Raw genomic sequence first — 15905 nt, forward strand, 5'->3', positions numbered from 1 at the left:
CGGAGCCTGTTATGTCGCTGCCAACCCCCCTGACCATCGAAGCCGGCCTCCAGGCCGAACAAGACTTGCTGGCCTCGGTCTGCGCCGGCGACTCCGAATTCGGCCTTCTCTTCTGGCAACCCAGCGATCGCGCGTTGGTCATGCCACGCCGCCTCAATCGCCTGCCCGCATTCGACCATGCCTGCGAAGTCTCCGCAGCCGCCGGCTGGCCAGTCCTGCTGCGTGAAACCGGCGGCGAACCCGTCCCGCAATCCGCCGCCACCATCAACATCGCGTTGGTTTACGCACCACCGCGCAGCGAAGGCGATCTGAACCGCATCGAAACCGGTTATCACCGCCTCTGCGATCCGATCTGTCAGTTACTCGATGAGTTGGGCGGCACGTCATCGTTAGGCGAAATCGACGGCGCATTCTGCGACGGCCGCTTCAACGTCAATCTCGACGGTCGCAAAATGGTCGGCACCGCCCAGCGCTGGCGCCAGAGTCAGGGCGGACAGCGCCCGGTCGGTCTGGTGCACGGGGCGATGCTGATGGATGACGAGCGCGAATCGATGGTTGCAGCGGTCAATCGCTTCAATGAAGCGTGCGGCCTGGAGCAGCGGGTGAGGGCGCAGAGCCACATCGCTTTGCATGAAAAATTCAACGCGCCACAGGCCTTGGCGCGTCTTGATGAGTTGTTTCGTCTGATGCTGGCGCAGATGTACGCTTAGCGCGTACCGAAGACCACCATGGTCTTGCCTTTCACATCGACCAGGTTGCGTTCCTCAAGATCCTTGAGCACGCGACCGACCATCTCCCGTGAACAACCGACAATCCGGCCGATTTCCTGACGCGTCACCTTGATCTGCATGCCGTCCGGGTGGGTCATTGCGTCTGGCTGTTTGCACAACTCCAGCAGGCAACGCGCTACGCGACCGGTCACATCAAAGAACGCCAGATCGCCGACCTTGCGTGTGGTGTTGCGCAGGCGTTGTGCGATTTGTCCGCTGAGGACGTAAAGAATGTCTGGATCCTGCTGCGATAATTCGCGGAACTTGGCGTAGCTGATTTCCGCTGTTTCGCATTCGACCTTGGCCCGCACCCAGGCACTGCGTTCCTGTTCCTGACCGGCTTGCTCGAACAGGCCCAACTCACCGAAGAAATCCCCGGCATTAAGGTAGGCGATGATCATTTCGCGGCCGTCGTCATCCTCGATCAAGATCGTCACCGAACCCTTGATGATGAAATACAACGTATCGGAACGGTCGCCGGCGCAGATGATGTTGCTCTTGGCCGCATGACGACGGCGCTGACAATGCATCAGCAGCTTGTCGAGGTTCTTGATTTTGGGTGTGGGGGTAATAGCAACCATGGTTGTATCCCGAAAAGACTGCACGGTGATGTTTGGTTTTTTTATGAGGCGCTGAAGGCGGTCGCTGCACAGCTGGCATGGGCGCCAGCGAATTGGCGCCAGCTTAACAGACACTTCGTCGCAAATTCGAGAAATTACCTACGTCGTAGACGCATCCGTCCTAGGAACGACGCGCGCTGGCGGCACAATGCCCGTGCTAAGCTGGCGACCCTTTTTTCTACAGTGGAGTCTTGGCGATGAAGGCACGCATCCAATGGGCTGGCGAAGCCATGTTCCTCGGCGAATCCGGCAGCGGTCATGTCGTGGTGATGGACGAGTCCGCCGGACGCCGGTGGTCGTAACCTGGGTGTTCGCCCGATGGAAATGCTCCTGCTCGGTGTGGGCGGTTGCAGCAATTTCGACGTGGTCAGCATTCTGAAGAAGTCGCGTCAGGCCGTGGAAAGCTGCGAAGCCTTTCTTGAAGCCGAACGCGCGACCGAAGATCCGAAAGTGTTCACCAAGATTCACATGCATTTCGTGGTCAAGGGCCGTGGCTTGAAAGAAGCCCAGGTCAAACGCGCGATCGAGCTGTCCGCCGAGAAATATTGCTCGGCCTCGATCATGCTCGGCGCCGCTGGCGTGGCCATCACCCACGATTACGAAATCGTCGAACTCGGTTGAAGCGACATTCAACTATCATAAAAGCAGTGCAGACTCTGGCGATCCCCCGCTGACGTCTGCATAATGCGCCACTTTTTTCAGGGCAGTGATCGGTCAACCGACGGGTCATCCGCCTGAACAGATAACCAAAATCGCCATCGCGAAGAGGTGTTAACCGTCCTACGCAGGTGCGTTGTTCGCACTTGACGGGCATGCTTGATCACGCGGCTGCGCCGCATACATAGAGAGTTTTTAACGGTGAAAAGCAAACTCAAGCTCCACGGGTTCAATAACCTGACAAAGACCTTGAGCTTCAACATCTATGACATCTGCTACGCGGAAACCCCGCAAGACCAGCAGGCGTACGTCGAGTACATCAATAAAGAGTACAACGCGAAACGTCTGACGCAGATCCTCACGGAAGTTGTCGATATCATTGGTGCCAACATCCTGAACATCGCGAGTCAGGACTATGAACCCCAGGGCGCCAGCGTCACGATTCTGATCTCTGAAGAGCCGGTCACCCCGACCGACAGCCAGATCGAAGAATCGCCGGGCCCGTTGCCCGAAATTATCCTGGCCCACCTCGACAAGAGCCACATCACGGTGCACACCTATCCGGAAATTCATCCGGACGACGGTATTGCCACGTTCCGTGTGGACATCGACGTGTCGACGTGTGGTGTCATCTCACCGCTGAAAGCGCTCAATTTCCTCATTCACCAGTTTGATTCGGACATCGTGACTGTGGATTATCGTGTGCGCGGCTTCACCCGTGACGTTGAAGGCAACAAGCACTTCATCGACCACGAGATCAACTCGATCCAGAACTACCTCTCCGAAGACACTCGCGACGCGTACCAGATGACCGACGTGAACGTGTACCAGGAAAACCTGTTCCACACCAAAATGCTGCTGAAGAACTTCGAACTGGATAACTACCTGTTCGGCGACGCGACCAGCAGCCTGTCCTCCGAGCAACGTGCTCAGGTGACCGACCGGGTGAAACACGAAATGCTGGAAATCTTCTACGCGCGCAACATGCCGACCTAAGATTCCCGCACACAAAAAAAGGCGACTGTCTCAGGACAGTCGCCTTTTTATTACTGAAACAAAGCCCCCTGTAGGAGCGAGCCTGCTCGCGAAGAGGCCCTATATAGCAATACATCTCTCAAATCCGATAAGTACTCTTGGTCATCACCTTAGCCAAAATACTCATCCCGAACTTCACCGGCGCCGGAAAACGAAACCCTCCAGCCTCCAGCGCACTCTCCGCATGATGCTCTTCATCAATACGCATCTGCTCCAGAATCGCCCGGGACTTCTCGTCCTCCGCCGGCAATTGCTCCAGATGTTCATTCAAGTGTTTACACACCTGGTGCTCGGTAGCCGCCACAAAGCCCAGACTCACTTTGTCGCTGATCAACCCGGCCACCGCACCAATCCCGAACGACATCCCGTAAAACAGCGGATTGAGCACACTGGTATGGCTGCCCAACTGGTGAATGCGCTGTTCGCACCAGACCAGATGATCAATCTCTTCTTCAGCCGCGTGCTCCATGGCTGCGCGCACTTGCGGCAACTTGGCGGTCAACGCTTGCCCTTGATACAACGCCTGGGCGCAGACTTCACCGGTGTGGTTGATGCGCATCAGACCGGCGACGTGGCGGGTGTCTTCGTCGCTCATCTGCGTGTCCGGCTGCAAGATCGCTGGCGACGGACGGTACGGCTGGCCACTGGAGGGCAGCAGGGTACGCATCGCGGCATCGGCTTGCAGCAGAAGACGGTCAATCGGCGAGTAGTGACGTTGGGTAGTCATGCTGACCTCCGGGAAGAATCTCGGCGGCCAGTTTAACCGAATCGGCCGGGGAAGGTTTGCGCTGGGTCATTCGGCACGCTGGATGCGCTTGATGTGCTGGATGTACTGGGGGGCTTTATGTAGGAGCTGCCGAAGGCTGCGATCTTTTGATCTTGTTTTGCTACCTCGAAGATCAAAAGATCGCAGCCTTCGGCAGCTCCTACAGGTGACAAACCGCAGGCCTGGTCGGTGAATCTTAGCCCGGAGGCCAGTTCATCTGGCGCTGACCAAGTACATGCATATGGATGTGGTAAACCGTCTGGCCACCTTTTTCATTGCAGTTCATCACCACGCGGAAGCCGTCCTCGCAACCCAGTTCCAGTGCCAGACGCTGCGCAGTGAACAGGATGTGCCCGGCCAAAGCCTTGTCGTCTTCGGTCAGGTCATTGAGGGTGCGCACCGGTTTCTTCGGGATCACCAGAAAATGCACCGGTGCCTGAGGGGCGATGTCGTGGAAGGCCAGAACCTGGTCGTCCTCGTAAATGATCTTGGCCGGGATTTCCCGGTTGATGATCTTGGTGAACAGAGTATCCACTGCTGTTTTCTCCGTTGTTTGGGCTGAATCGAGTGTACCGCGTTGAATCATGCTGCTTCAGCGCGGGCAGTAAGCTTTGTTAACCATGCCGACAATCGTGCGGTTAAGCCAGCGCGAACCCAGTCGCGGCAGGAACGCGAACCAGCGGTTGCGGCGCCCCGGAATGATGATCGCGCGGTTCTTGTCGAGGGCGCGCACGGTGTACAGCGCGACTTCCTCGGGACTCATCAGCACGTTGCTGGCGTTGAGCTTTTCCGTGTTCAGCTGTGCGGTACGGAAGAAGGCAGTACGCGTCGGGCCAGGGCAGAGTACCGAGACTTTGACCGCGCACTTCTTCAGCTCGACCCGCAGCGCTTCGGAAAAGTGCAGCACATAAGCCTTGCTGGCGAAGTAAGTGCTCATCCATCAGCCGGGATTGAACGCCGCCACCGAAGCGACGTTGAGAATCTGCCCGCCACCTTGCAGCGCCATGCTGTTACCGATCGCATGGCATAGGCGGGTGAGGGCGAGGATGTTCACTTCGATCAGATCCTGCTCGGTCATCCAGTCCTGCGCGAGGAACGGGCCGCAAGTGCCGATACCCGCACAGTTCACCAGCAGATCAATCTGCCGGTCACCTTCTTCCAGTTCCAGCAAAAAACCGGACAAGCGCAACGGCTCGCCGAGATCACAGGCGCGGAACAACACTTCGACGCCGAAGCGCTGGGTCAATTCGATCGCAATGCTTTCCAGCTGATCACGCTGTCGAGCCACCAGAATCAGGCTGCGGCCGCGCCGGGCCAGAGCTTCGGCCATGGCCAGGCCGATGCCGCTGGAGGCGCCGGTGATCAGAGCGTAACGGGTCATGCAATTCTCCATCGCAACAGCTCCGCGCCGGCGACGCGGGTGTCACGGCGGGGAGCGCTGTTCATTCTTTCGCAGAGTCTACAGGGGCCTGCGCCGGTTCGGCTGCCTCGTCGGCGGAATTCGCTGCAGGTTCGACCTCGACGTCGATTTCATCGGTGGTCACCGAACCGCTTTGGTAGCTGCTTTCCAGATTGCTTTCATATTCGTCCTGGACGGCCGAGAACCCGCCCAATATCCCACCGACAAAGATCAACGCGAAGAACACGATCCACAACGAGCACAGCACTTTGACCGCTGTGCTGTTCGGTGGCGGCGGCGGGCCGTAGCGATTGGCGCCGGTATTGCCTGGCACGACCATGATCACCAGCGGGAAGAAACTGCCCACCACCGGCACCAGGTTGAGCAACCAGAGCCAGCCCGACCAGCCGATATCGTGCAGGCGCTGAACGCTGAATAGAATGCTGACGATGAAAAAGCCGAGGAACAAAAAGAAGGCGAGAATCCCGCCGATGATCAAGCCAGTGGTCGATTCGCCGCTGACCAGCCCCAAGGCGATCAGTGCGAACACACCCACAATCGGTAGCGTCACCAGGCCGAGCACCATTGTCCAGGCGAGAAAACGCAGACGACCGATCCGGCCTTCGACCCCAAACGGCTTGAGCGTTGCGAAGGCCGGCAGGCTTTCGCCGACGCTGGCACGTGGCGGTGCATAAGGAGAGTCAGGTTCGGCCACGGTGGGGGCATGCTCGTGGACGTCATTGAGGTTCAGCTCGATGGCTGTTTCATTTTCAATGCGCGCATCAATCCCGGTTTTGTTCAGCGCTTGCAGGTATGTCTGCGCATCGCCGTGGGAAAGATCGCGTTTGAGGGCGACGACGCTGCCATTGAAGAGACGCTCAATTGCGGCCACATCGCTTTTGAATAGATTCGCCAGATTGAGTTTGGCGGTCGTGATATCGACACCGGGCTGTAGAGCACCGTCGAAAACGATCTTGTAACGGGGGTCGCTCATGGCCGAGGCATCCTTGTCGCGAATGATTGAGGGTCAGCAGTGTAAGGCCAGTCAACGGGCGACTGGCTTGTTTTTATTGGCGAGGCCAGCGTAGCGGTAGCTGTGCAGCGCGCTCCTGCGCCTGACGATACTCGGCGTCGAGTCGTGCGATCAACTGATCGACACTCGGCAGGTCATCGATCTGCCCGACACCTTGACCGGCAGACCATACGGTCTTCCAGGCCTTGGCTTCGTCATTGATCGGCTTGAGCTTGTCGCCAAAATTCACTTCGCCCTTGCCTTGCAGCGCGGCCATATCGAAACCGGCGGCTTGCAGGCTCTGGCGCATGAAGCTGGCCGGAACCCCTGACACCGCTGGAGTATGAATGATGTCCGCAGCCTTGGCTGTCAGGAGCATCTCCTTGTAAGCGTCAGGCGCATGACTTTCAGTGGTACCGATAAATCGCGTACCGAAGTAGGCCAAATCCGCGCCGAGCAGCTGTGCGGCGAGAATCTCATGGCCGTGGTTCAAACATCCTGCAAGCAACAGCGTCTTGTCGAAGAACTCACGGATCTCGGCGATCAACGCAAACGGACTCCAGGTACCTGCGTGGCCCCCGGCGCCAGCGGCCACCGCGATCAAACCATCGACCCCGGCTTCGGCCGCTTTCTCAGCATGCCGGCGAGTGGTCACGTCGTGGAAGACCAGTCCACCATAGCTGTGTACCGCGTCGACCAACTCTTTCACCGCGCCGAGGCTGGTGATGACGATCGGCACTTTGTGCTCGACGCAGATGTTCAGATCCGCCTGCAAGCGCGGATTGCTGTTGTGTACGATCAGGTTCACTGCGTAGGGCGCGGGGTTCTCCATTGTCGCAAGGCCCGCTTCGATCTGTTCCAGCCACGCTTTGAAGCCGCTGCTTTCGCGTTGGTTCAACGCGGGGAAACTGCCGACTACGCCATTACGGCAGCAGGCGAGCACCAACTCAGGGTTGGAAATCAGAAACATCGGCGCCGCCACTACGGGCAGACGCAGACGTTGTTCGAGCAAAGCGGGCAGCGACATGATGAATACCCCAAAGATCTGTTCTTGTTGAAGTTAGAACGGCTTGACCACGACCAGAATTACAATAGCCAGCAATATCAGAACCGGCACTTCATTGAACCAGCGATAAAAGACATGGCTGCGGGTGTTTTCGCCACGGGCAAAACGTTTTACCTGCGCGCCGCACATGTGGTGGTAGCCGATCAGCAAAACGACCAGAGTCAGTTTGGCGTGAATCCAGCCGCCCATGCTGAAGATGCTCGGGTTGAGATAGATCAGCCAGCCGCCGAAGATCAGCGTGGCGATCATCGCCGGGCCCATGATGCCGCGATACAACTTGCGCTCCATGACGCTGAAGCGCTCTTTGCTGATCGTGTCTTCGCTTTGCGCGTGATACACGAACAATCGCGGCAAATAGAACAGTCCGGCAAACCAGCAAACGACGCTGACAATGTGAAAAGCTTTTATCCATAAATAGAGCATTTTTAGTTATTCCAGGTTCACGGTACCCGGGATAGTAGAGGCTTGAGCGTCCGCACGTCACCTTGACGGTTGTCGCAGGGCCGCGCGGCCCCTATTATCGACGGCTTTCCAGTGGGTTCTTTGAGGGCAGGTTATGGTCAAGGTCGGTATCGTCGGCGGCACGGGTTACACCGGTGTCGAATTGCTGCGTCTGTTGGCACAGCATCCGCAGGCAGAAGTGGTTGTGATCACTTCCCGATCCGAGGCCGGTCTGGCCGTGGCTGATATGTACCCGAACCTGCGCGGCCACTACGACGGCTTGGCCTTCAGCGTGCCGGACATCAAAACCCTCGGCGCTTGCGATGTGGTGTTCTTCGCCACGCCGCACGGTGTGGCTCACGCACTGGCGGGCGAACTGCTGGCAGCGGGCACCAAGGTCATCGATCTGTCGGCGGACTTCCGTCTGCAAGACGCGGAAGAGTGGGCCAAGTGGTACGGCCAGCCGCACGGCGCGCCTGAACTGCTGGACGAAGCGGTTTACGGTCTGCCGGAAGTCAATCGCGAACAGATCAAGAAAGCTCGTCTGATCGCGGTGCCGGGTTGCTATCCGACTGCGACGCAGCTGGGTTTCCTGCCTTTGCTTGAAGCAGGTCTGGCCGATACTTCGCGTCTGATTGCCGACTGCAAATCCGGTGTCAGCGGCGCCGGTCGCGGTGCGGCTGTAGGCTCGTTGTACTCCGAGACGTCGGAAAGCATGAAGGCGTACGCGGTAAAAGGTCACCGTCACCTGCCGGAAATTCGCCAGGGCTTGCGTCGCGCAGCGGGCAAAGATGTGGGACTGACCTTCGTTCCGCACCTGACGCCGATGATTCGTGGCATTCATTCCACGCTCTACGCGACCGTGGTTGATCGTTCGGTGGATCTGCAGGCGCTGTTCGAAAAGCGTTATGCCAACGAACCGTTCGTCGACGTGATGCCAGCCGGTAGTCATCCGGAAACCCGTAGCGTGCGTGGCGCCAATGTCTGCCGCATCGCGGTGCACCGTCCACAGGATGGCGATCTGGTGGTGGTGTTGTCGGTGATCGACAACCTGGTCAAAGGCGCGTCGGGCCAAGCGGTGCAGAACATGAACATCCTGTTCGGTCTGGACGAGCGCTTCGGCCTGTCTCATGCCGGTATGCTGCCGTAACACTTTAAGCCGCGCAGCAAAAAGGCCCGTCAAACGGGCCTTTTTGCATTCTGAGCAGTTGATCGGGTTTATTGATATACCGTAACAATAGTTGACCGATTTTCTAGGAGAAGCGGATAATGCGCGTCATCACGCATTATGGCGGCGTAACGCCGGGAGATAGTCAGCATGAGCGTCGAATCCTTCACCCCCACGGCTTTGCAATTCACCCACGGTGCCGCGCACAAGGTGAAGAGCCTGGTCGATGAAGAGGGGAATGATCGCTTGAAGCTGCGCGTATTCGTTACGGGCGGCGGTTGTTCAGGGTTTCAATACGGTTTCACCTTCGATGAAGACGTGGCCGAGGACGACACCATCGTCGAGCGCGAAGGCGTGAGTCTGGTGGTAGATCCGATGAGCTTCCAGTACCTGGCCGGTGCTGAAGTGGATTACCAGGAAGGTCTGGAAGGTTCGCGCTTCGTGATCAAGAACCCGAACGCCACCACGACCTGTGGTTGCGGCTCTTCGTTCTCGATCTGACGCCTCTTCGTTTCAGATAACAAAACGCCGCAGAGCCTTTCGGTTCTGCGGCGTTTTGCTGTGTGCGGTTTGATCAGGCCGGGTAGATGGCGCCCAAGACGCGAAGACCGCGCGCGCCGGTGACGCTCGGGCGGTTGGCGGCGATGCCTTCGAGGCAGCAATGAGCGAGCCAGGCGAAGGCCATGGCTTCGACCCAGTCCGGATCGACGCCGTGAGTGACAGTGCTGGCTACGGTTGCGTTAGGCAGTAGGGCGGCCAAGCGCTTCATCAATGTGGCGTTATGCGCGCCGCCGCCGCAGACAAGCAATTCCTGAGTGTCGGACTGAGCGCTTTGCAGCGACTCGATGATGGTCAGCGCAGTCAGTTCAAGCAGTGTGGTCTGCACGTTTTCCGCAGCGAAGGCTGGCAACCGTGACAAGTGTTGCTCCAGCCAAGGCAGGTTGAACACTTCGCGACCGGTGCTTTTCGGGCCTTTGGTGACGAAGAATGGATCGCTGAGCAGTGCCTGCAACAGGGTTGGCTCAACAGCCCCTGATCTCGCCCATTCGCCATTGCGATCGTAGTTTTCACCGCGTTGCTGCTGAATCCAGGCGTCCATCAGAACATTCCCAGGGCCACAGTCGAAACCGGCTACAGGCTTGGTCGGCTCTATCAGACTGAGATTGCTGAAACCGCCGACATTCAAGACTGCCTGGTTACCGGTACGCTCTTCGAACAAAGCTTCATGGAAGGCCGGAACCAGCGGCGCACCCTGGCCGCCGGCGGCGACATCGCGGCTGCGGAAGTCGCTGACCACGGTAATGCCAGTCAATTCGGTGAGCAGGGCAGGGTTGCCGATCTGCACCGTGAAGCCGCGCGCCGGTTCGTGGCGAATGGTCTGGCCGTGGCTGCCGATCGCACGAATGGCTTCGGGTTTGAGTTGCTGCTGATCGAGGAGAGTATGAATACCCTGCGCGGCGAGCTTCACCCAGTGTTGCTGGGCAATCGCCGAACGGGCGATTTCGTCGGGGCCGCTGGCGCACAAGCCAAGCAGCTCGGCGCGCAGGGATTCAGGCATGGGAATGTAGTGCGTGGCGATCAGTTTGATCGCCGAGGTCTGCTCAATCAGAGCAATGTCCAGACCGTCGAGGCTGGTTCCGGACATCACGCCGATATAAAGGGCCATGGCTTAACGCTTGCTCGAAGCCAGCATGGTGGCCTTCTCTTGATCCATGCGCGCCATCAGCGGTTGGCTCTGCGCGAGGAAGCGAGCACGCTCGGCTTTGGCGATCGGGTCAGCCATTGGCAGCTTCTGGCCCAGCGGATCGACGTGGACGCCGTTGACCTGGAACTCATAGTGCAAGTGCGGGCCAGTGGACAGGCCGGTGGTGCCGATATAGCCGATCACCTGGCCCTGCTTGACGGTACCGCCGGTTTTCACGCCCTTAGCGAAGCCTTGCATGTGGCCGTAAAGGGTACGGTAAGTGTTGCCGTGCTGGATGATCACGGTGTTGCCGTAACCGCCGCGGCGGCCTGCCAGCAGTACTTTACCGTCGCCGGCAGCCTTGATAGGCGTACCGCGTGGTGCTGCGTAGTCGACGCCTTTGTGGGCGCGGATCTTGTTGAGGATCGGGTGTTTGCGGCCCATGGAAAACTTCGAGCTGATGCGGGCGAAGTCCACCGGCGTACGGATGAACGCCTTGCGCATGCTGTTGCCGTCAGCGGTGTAGTAGCTGCTGTTGCCTTGTTTGTTGGTGTAACGCACGGCGGTGTAGGTCTTGCCGCGGTTGGTAAAGCGTGCAGAGAGGATCGGGCCAGTGCCGACGGCTTTGCCGTTGACCACTTTCTGCTCGTAGATCACGTCGAATTCATCGCCCTGACGGATGTCCTGAGCGAAATCAACGTCGTAGCCAAACACGCTGGCCATGTCCATGGTCATGCTGTGGGACAGGCCGGCGCGGGCGGCGGACTGAGACAGCGAACTGTTGATCACGCCGTGTACGTAAGCAGTGCGTACGGTCGGTTTTGCGGTAACCCGATTGAACGCGTAACCCTGGTCATTCTTGGTTAGGGTAATGGTTTCGACGTCGCTGACCTTGCTGTGCAGGCTCGTCAGTTGGCCCTCCGGGTTCAATTCGAATTCGAGCTTCTGGCCGTGTTTAAGTTGGCTGAACTGTTTGGCTTGTTTATCGCTGGCCAATACTTCGTGAACGGAAGCGGCGGGCAGACCGACCTTTTCAAACAAAGTGGACAGCGTATCGCCCTTGGCGACGACCACTTCGCGATGGCTGGCAGCCTTGGCTTTCTCTGCAGCCAGGGCAGGTGCTGGCTCGGTTTCGGCGGTTTGCGGTGCGTTTTCGTCAGTGTTTTCGATTTGTGCAAATGGCGAGCTGACAGGCTCATTTGTGGCTTGAGCGGCGTCAGCAGCGTCTTGATCTTGTGTCAGTTGTTCAGCAGGACTTTCCAGTTCAAGACTCAGGGTCGTCTTTTTGGCTTCAACATCACTGGAAGGGAATACCAGGAGCGCCAGACTGAGAAGGGCAGCGATTCCACTTGCAGCGAGCAGGTGGGTCTTCGGGTAAAGCGGAGGCGCTTTAGACGGTTCTGTGGTCATAAGTAGTTTTGACTTTGAAATATGATGAATTGGAAAAGATGAATGACATGATGAAGATGAAATAACTGTATAAAATATAACCAAATCATATCTTAAGCAAGTCTACAGACAGCGCGTTTGTGGATTGGTGTCCGTGCGCCGGGCAAAACTTGTAATTGGTGCACGATCTTGTATGGTTGGTTCCCTTTGAATCTGAGCCTTGCGGGTCTGTTATGAAGTCGGTTGAAGAGCAGCTAGCGCTGATTAAACGTGGTGCGGAAGAACTATTGGTCGAGTCCGAGCTGATCGAGAAGCTCAAGCGCGGCCAACCGCTGCGTATCAAGGCTGGTTTCGATCCGACCGCTCCGGATCTGCACTTGGGTCACACGGTGCTTATTAATAAGCTGCGCCAGTTCCAGGAACTGGGGCATCAAGTGATCTTCCTTATCGGTGACTTCACCGGGATGATCGGTGATCCGAGCGGCAAGAGCGCGACGCGCCCACCGTTGACCCGTGAGCAAGTCCTGGAAAACGCCGAGACTTATAAGACTCAGGTGTTCAAGATTCTCGATCCGGCGAAAACCGAAGTTGCCTTCAACTCCACCTGGATGGACCAGATGGGGCCGGCGGACTTCATTCGTCTGACTTCGCAGTACACCGTTGCTCGCATGCTTGAGCGCGATGACTTCGATAAGCGCTACACCACCAATCAACCGATCGCTATTCACGAGTTCCTCTATCCGCTGGTTCAGGGTTACGACTCGGTGGCCTTGCGTGCGGACGTTGAGTTGGGCGGTACCGATCAGAAGTTCAACTTGCTGATGGGGCGCGAGCTTCAGCGTGGTTACGGTCAGGAAGCTCAATGCATTCTGACCATGCCGCTGCTAGAAGGACTGGATGGCGTGAAGAAGATGTCCAAGTCGTTGGGCAACTACGTCGGCATTCAGGAAGCGCCGGGCGTCATGTACAGCAAACTGGTTTCGATCCCGGATGCATTGATGTGGCGTTACTTCGAGCTGCTTAGCTTCCGCTCGATGGACGAGATCAATGCGCTGCGTGCTGATGTAGAAGCAGGCGCCAATCCGCGTGACGTCAAAATCAAACTGGCTGAAGAAATCGTTGCGCGCTTCCATGGTGAAGAGGCTGCGGCCAATGCCCATCGCGCGGCGGGCAATCGCATGAAGGATGGCGAGCTGCCGGATGACCTGCCAGAGATCGAACTGACTTCTGCTGAAGACATGCCGATCGCCGCTGTCCTTAATAACGCAGGCCTGGTGAAGAACTCTGCAGCGGCGCGCGACCTGTTGGCGTCCGGTGGTGTGCGGGTTGATGGTGAAGTGGTTGATCGCTCCTTTATGTATGTACTGGGCGCGACTCACGTTTGCCAGGCAGGCAAGAAGGCATTTGCACGGATTACGCTGAAATCCGAGTAAAGCTGCAAATAGGGGTTGACGGCGAATTCTAGATGTCTATAATTCGCCCCACTTCCGGCGCAGTCGAAACGGAAAACTCCTTGAGATTCAATGAGTTATGTAGTTTTCGGCAGCAAGTGCTTCAGTTTATCGAAGCCAAAAGGAAGTTGAAAAAGAGGTGTTGACAGCAGCGTGTAACGCTGTAGAATTCGCCTCCCGCTGACGAGAGATCTGAAGCGCAAGTGGTTGAAGTTGTTGAAGAATTCTTCGAAAGCTTCTGAAAATAATCACTTGACAGCAAATGAGGCTGCTGTAGAATGCGCGCCTCGGTTGAGACGAAAGATCTTAACCAACCGCTCTTTAACAACTGAATCAAGCAATTCGTGTGGGTGCTTGTGGAGTCAGACTGATAGTCAACAAGATTATCAGCATCACAAGTTACTCCGCGAGAAATCAAAGATGTAACCAACGATTGCTGAGCCAAGTTTAGGGTTTCTTAAAAACCCAAAGATGTTTGAACTGAAGAGTTTGATCATGGCTCAGATTGAACGCTGGCGGCAGGCCTAACACATGCAAGTCGAGCGGATGAGAGGAGCTTGCTCCTTAATTCAGCGGCGGACGGGTGAGTAATGCCTAGGAATCTGCCTGGTAGTGGGGGACAACGTTTCGAAAGGAACGCTAATACCGCATACGTCCTACGGGAGAAAGCAGGGGACCTTCGGGCCTTGCGCTATCAGATGAGCCTAGGTCGGATTAGCTAGTTGGTGAGGTAATGGCTCACCAAGGCGACGATCCGTAACTGGTCTGAGAGGATGATCAGTCACACTGGAACTGAGACACGGTGCCAGACTCCTACGGGAGGCAGCAGTGGGGAATATTGGACAATGGGCGAAAGCCTGATCCAGCCATGCCGCGTGTGTGAAGAAGGTCTTCGGATTGTAAAGCACTTTAAGTTGGGAGGAAGGGCAGTAAATTAATACTTTGCTGTTTTGACGTTACCGACAGAATAAGCACCGGCTAACTCTGTGCCAGCAGCCGCGGTAATACAGAGGGTGCAAGCGTTAATCGGAATTACTGGGCGTAAAGCGCGCGTAGGTGGTTCGTTAAGTTGGATGTGAAATCCCCGGGCTCAACCTGGGAACTGCATTCAAAACTGTCGAGCTAGAGTATGGTAGAGGGTGGTGGAATTTCCTGTGTAGCGGTGAAATGCGTAGATATAGGAAGGAACACCAGTGGCGAAGGCGACCACCTGGACTGATACTGACACTGAGGTGCGAAAGCGTGGGGAGCAAACAGGATTAGATACCCTGGTAGTCCACGCCGTAAACGATGTCAACTAGCCGTTGGGAGCCTTGAGCTCTTAGTGGCGCAGCTAACGCATTAAGTTGACCGCCTGGGGAGTACGGCCGCAAGGTTAAAACTCAAATGAATTGACGGGGGCCCGCACAAGCGGTGGAGCATGTGGTTTAATTCGAAGCAACGCGAAGAACCTTACCAGGCCTTGACATCCAATGAACTTTCCAGAGATGGATTGGTGCCTTCGGGAACATTGAGACAGGTGCTGCATGGCTGTCGTCAGCTCGTGTCGTGAGATGTTGGGTTAAGTCCCGTAACGAGCGCAACCCTTGTCCTTAGTTACCAGCACGTAATGGTGGGCACTCTAAGGAGACTGCCGGTGACAAACCGGAGGAAGGTGGGGATCGACGTCAAGTCATCATGGCCCTTACGGCCTGGGCTACACACGTGCTACAATGGTCGGTACAAAGGGTTGCCAAGCCGCGAGGTGGAGCTAATCCCATAAAACCGATCGTAGTCCGGATCGCAGTCTGCAACTCGACTGCGTGAAGTCGGAATCGCTAGTAATCGTGAATCAGAATGTCACGGTGAATACGTTCCCGGGCCTTGTACACACCGCCCGTCACACCATGGGAGTGGGTTGCACCAGAAGTAGCTAGTCTAACCTTCGGGAGGACGAGTTACCACGGTGTGATTCATGACTGGGGTGAAGTCGTAACAAGGTAGCCGTAGGGGAACCTGCGGCTGGATCACCTCCTTAATCGACGACATCAGCTGCTCCATGAGCTCCCACACGAATTGCTTGATTCATTGAAGAAGACGAAAGAAGCAGCCCGAAATTGGGTCTGTAGCTCAGTTGGTTAGAGCGCACCCCTGATAAGGGTGAGGTCGGCAGTTCGAATCTGCCCAGACCCACCAATTTTGTGTGGGAAACGCCTGTAGAAATACGGGGCCATAGCTCAGCTGGGAGAGCGCCTGCCTTGCACGCAGGAGGTCAACGGTTCGATCCCGTTTGGCTCCACCACTACTGCTTCTGAAGTTTGAAAGCTTAGAAATGAGCATTCCATCGTTGTGATGATGAATGTTGATTTCTAGTCTTTGACTAGTTCGTTCTTTAAAAATTTGGGTATGTGATAGAAAGATAGACTGAACGTTACTTTCACTGGTAACGGATCAGGCTAAGGTAAAAT

Annotated in this window: 13 protein-coding genes, 2 tRNA genes, 1 rRNA gene and 2 pseudogenes; 9 read left to right on the forward strand and 9 right to left on the reverse strand. The window is 56.6% G+C overall.

What is annotated here, in order from left to right; translation table 11 throughout:
* Positions 1-11 precede the first annotated feature (11 nt).
* Positions 12-710, forward strand: a complete 699-nt coding sequence (locus tag ACZZ0D_RS27290; RefSeq protein ID WP_463554721.1) for a lipoate--protein ligase family protein — start codon at positions 12-14, stop codon at positions 708-710.
* Here the strand turns inward: ACZZ0D_RS27290 and crp are convergent.
* Entirely contained in the window at positions 707-1351 is a 645-nt protein-coding gene (crp, locus tag ACZZ0D_RS27295; RefSeq protein WP_008088598.1) for a cAMP-activated global transcriptional regulator CRP, read from the reverse strand. The genes ACZZ0D_RS27290 and crp overlap by 4 nt on opposite strands.
* A 236-nt stretch (positions 1352-1587) precedes the next feature.
* On the opposite strand from crp, the pseudogene ACZZ0D_RS27300 reads away from it, so the two are divergent.
* Positions 1588-2011, forward strand: a pseudogene (locus tag ACZZ0D_RS27300) (OsmC family protein).
* Positions 2012-2248: 237 nt separating this feature from the next.
* Entirely contained in the window at positions 2249-3043 is a 795-nt protein-coding gene (speD, locus tag ACZZ0D_RS27305) for an adenosylmethionine decarboxylase (RefSeq protein ID WP_053124357.1), read from the forward strand.
* Between the two features lie 118 nt (positions 3044-3161).
* On the opposite strand, the gene coq7 is transcribed toward speD, so the two are convergent.
* The 6 genes and pseudogenes from coq7 to hemJ all read right to left on the reverse strand — a co-directional run bounded on the left by coq7 (position 3162) and on the right by hemJ (position 7748).
* A complete protein-coding gene (gene coq7, locus ACZZ0D_RS27310) occupies positions 3162-3809 on the reverse strand; it encodes a 2-polyprenyl-3-methyl-6-methoxy-1,4-benzoquinone monooxygenase (protein WP_053124355.1) in 648 nt (215 codons plus the stop codon).
* Between the two features lie 235 nt (positions 3810-4044).
* Positions 4045-4383 carry a histidine triad nucleotide-binding protein gene (locus ACZZ0D_RS27315; RefSeq protein ID WP_053124353.1) on the reverse strand — a complete coding sequence of 113 codons (339 nt, stop codon included), beginning with the start codon at positions 4381-4383 and terminating at the stop codon, positions 4045-4047.
* A gap of 57 nt (positions 4384-4440) precedes the next feature.
* Positions 4441-5229, reverse strand: a pseudogene (locus tag ACZZ0D_RS27320) (SDR family NAD(P)-dependent oxidoreductase).
* Positions 5230-5290: 61 nt separating this feature from the next.
* Positions 5291-6241, reverse strand: coding sequence for a DUF805 domain-containing protein (locus ACZZ0D_RS27325; RefSeq protein ID WP_463554722.1), 951 nt, complete (start codon positions 6239-6241; stop codon positions 5291-5293).
* 73 nt (positions 6242-6314) lie between these two features.
* Positions 6315-7286: an NAD(P)H-dependent flavin oxidoreductase gene (locus ACZZ0D_RS27330; protein ID WP_463554723.1), complete on the reverse strand. Its 972-nt coding sequence runs from the start codon at positions 7284-7286 to the stop codon at positions 6315-6317.
* Positions 7287-7319: 33 nt separating this feature from the next.
* The gene (gene hemJ / locus ACZZ0D_RS27335) at positions 7320-7748 is read right to left on the reverse strand and encodes a protoporphyrinogen oxidase HemJ (protein ID WP_053124346.1); all 429 of its coding nucleotides are present in this window, start codon (positions 7746-7748) and stop codon (positions 7320-7322) included.
* Positions 7749-7881: 133 nt separating this feature from the next.
* Here hemJ and argC point away from each other — a divergent pair, with 133 nt between their 5' ends.
* Positions 7882-8916, forward strand: a complete 1035-nt coding sequence (argC, locus tag ACZZ0D_RS27340; RefSeq protein ID WP_034155112.1) for an N-acetyl-gamma-glutamyl-phosphate reductase — start codon at positions 7882-7884, stop codon at positions 8914-8916.
* Between the two features lie 168 nt (positions 8917-9084).
* On the forward strand, positions 9085-9435 hold the full coding sequence (gene erpA, locus ACZZ0D_RS27345) for an iron-sulfur cluster insertion protein ErpA (RefSeq protein ID WP_008077999.1): 351 nt from the start codon (positions 9085-9087) through the stop codon (positions 9433-9435).
* A 73-nt stretch (positions 9436-9508) separates the two neighbouring features.
* Here the strand turns inward: erpA and ACZZ0D_RS27350 are convergent, their stop codons facing one another.
* Both ACZZ0D_RS27350 and ACZZ0D_RS27355 read right to left on the reverse strand, forming a co-directional pair.
* Positions 9509-10600 carry an anhydro-N-acetylmuramic acid kinase gene (locus tag ACZZ0D_RS27350; protein WP_463554724.1) on the reverse strand — a complete coding sequence of 364 codons (1092 nt, stop codon included), beginning with the start codon at positions 10598-10600 and terminating at the stop codon, positions 9509-9511.
* 3 nt (positions 10601-10603) lie between these two features.
* The gene (locus ACZZ0D_RS27355; protein ID WP_463554725.1) at positions 10604-12028 is read right to left on the reverse strand and encodes a peptidoglycan DD-metalloendopeptidase family protein; all 1425 of its coding nucleotides are present in this window, start codon (positions 12026-12028) and stop codon (positions 10604-10606) included.
* A 212-nt stretch (positions 12029-12240) separates the two neighbouring features.
* Between ACZZ0D_RS27355 and tyrS the strand changes: the two genes are divergently transcribed.
* The 4 genes from tyrS to ACZZ0D_RS27375 all read left to right on the forward strand — a co-directional run bounded on the left by tyrS (position 12241) and on the right by ACZZ0D_RS27375 (position 15739).
* Positions 12241-13440: a tyrosine--tRNA ligase gene (tyrS, locus tag ACZZ0D_RS27360; RefSeq protein WP_463554726.1), complete on the forward strand. Its 1200-nt coding sequence runs from the start codon at positions 12241-12243 to the stop codon at positions 13438-13440.
* Positions 13441-13935: 495 nt separating this feature from the next.
* A 16S ribosomal RNA gene (locus ACZZ0D_RS27365) occupies positions 13936-15475 on the forward strand.
* 81 nt (positions 15476-15556) lie between these two features.
* Positions 15557-15633: transfer RNA gene (locus ACZZ0D_RS27370), tRNA-Ile, on the forward strand.
* A 30-nt stretch (positions 15634-15663) separates the two neighbouring features.
* Positions 15664-15739: transfer RNA gene (locus ACZZ0D_RS27375), tRNA-Ala, on the forward strand.
* Positions 15740-15905: the final 166 nt, after the last annotated feature.

It is taken from the genome of Pseudomonas sp. AC193 (assembly GCF_979258075.1).

Excerpts from the sequence above, each read along its gene's own strand:
- ACZZ0D_RS27290 (WP_463554721.1), top strand. The coding sequence starts at position 12 with ATGTCGCTGCCAACCCCCCTGACCATCGAAGCCGGCCTCCAGGCCGAA.
- crp (WP_008088598.1), bottom strand. The coding sequence starts at position 1,351 with ATGGTTGCTATTACCCCCACACCCAAAATCAAGAACCTCGACAAGCTG.
- coq7 (WP_053124355.1), bottom strand. The coding sequence starts at position 3,809 with ATGACTACCCAACGTCACTACTCGCCGATTGACCGTCTTCTGCTGCAA.
- ACZZ0D_RS27325 (WP_463554722.1), bottom strand. The coding sequence starts at position 6,241 with ATGAGCGACCCCCGTTACAAGATCGTTTTCGACGGTGCTCTACAGCCC.
- ACZZ0D_RS27330 (WP_463554723.1), bottom strand. The coding sequence starts at position 7,286 with ATGTCGCTGCCCGCTTTGCTCGAACAACGTCTGCGTCTGCCCGTAGTG.
- hemJ (WP_053124346.1), bottom strand. The coding sequence starts at position 7,748 with ATGCTCTATTTATGGATAAAAGCTTTTCACATTGTCAGCGTCGTTTGC.
- argC (WP_034155112.1), top strand. The coding sequence starts at position 7,882 with ATGGTCAAGGTCGGTATCGTCGGCGGCACGGGTTACACCGGTGTCGAA.
- erpA (WP_008077999.1), top strand. The coding sequence starts at position 9,085 with ATGAGCGTCGAATCCTTCACCCCCACGGCTTTGCAATTCACCCACGGT.
- ACZZ0D_RS27350 (WP_463554724.1), bottom strand. The coding sequence starts at position 10,600 with ATGGCCCTTTATATCGGCGTGATGTCCGGAACCAGCCTCGACGGTCTG.
- ACZZ0D_RS27355 (WP_463554725.1), bottom strand. The coding sequence starts at position 12,028 with ATGACCACAGAACCGTCTAAAGCGCCTCCGCTTTACCCGAAGACCCAC.
- tyrS (WP_463554726.1), top strand. The coding sequence starts at position 12,241 with ATGAAGTCGGTTGAAGAGCAGCTAGCGCTGATTAAACGTGGTGCGGAA.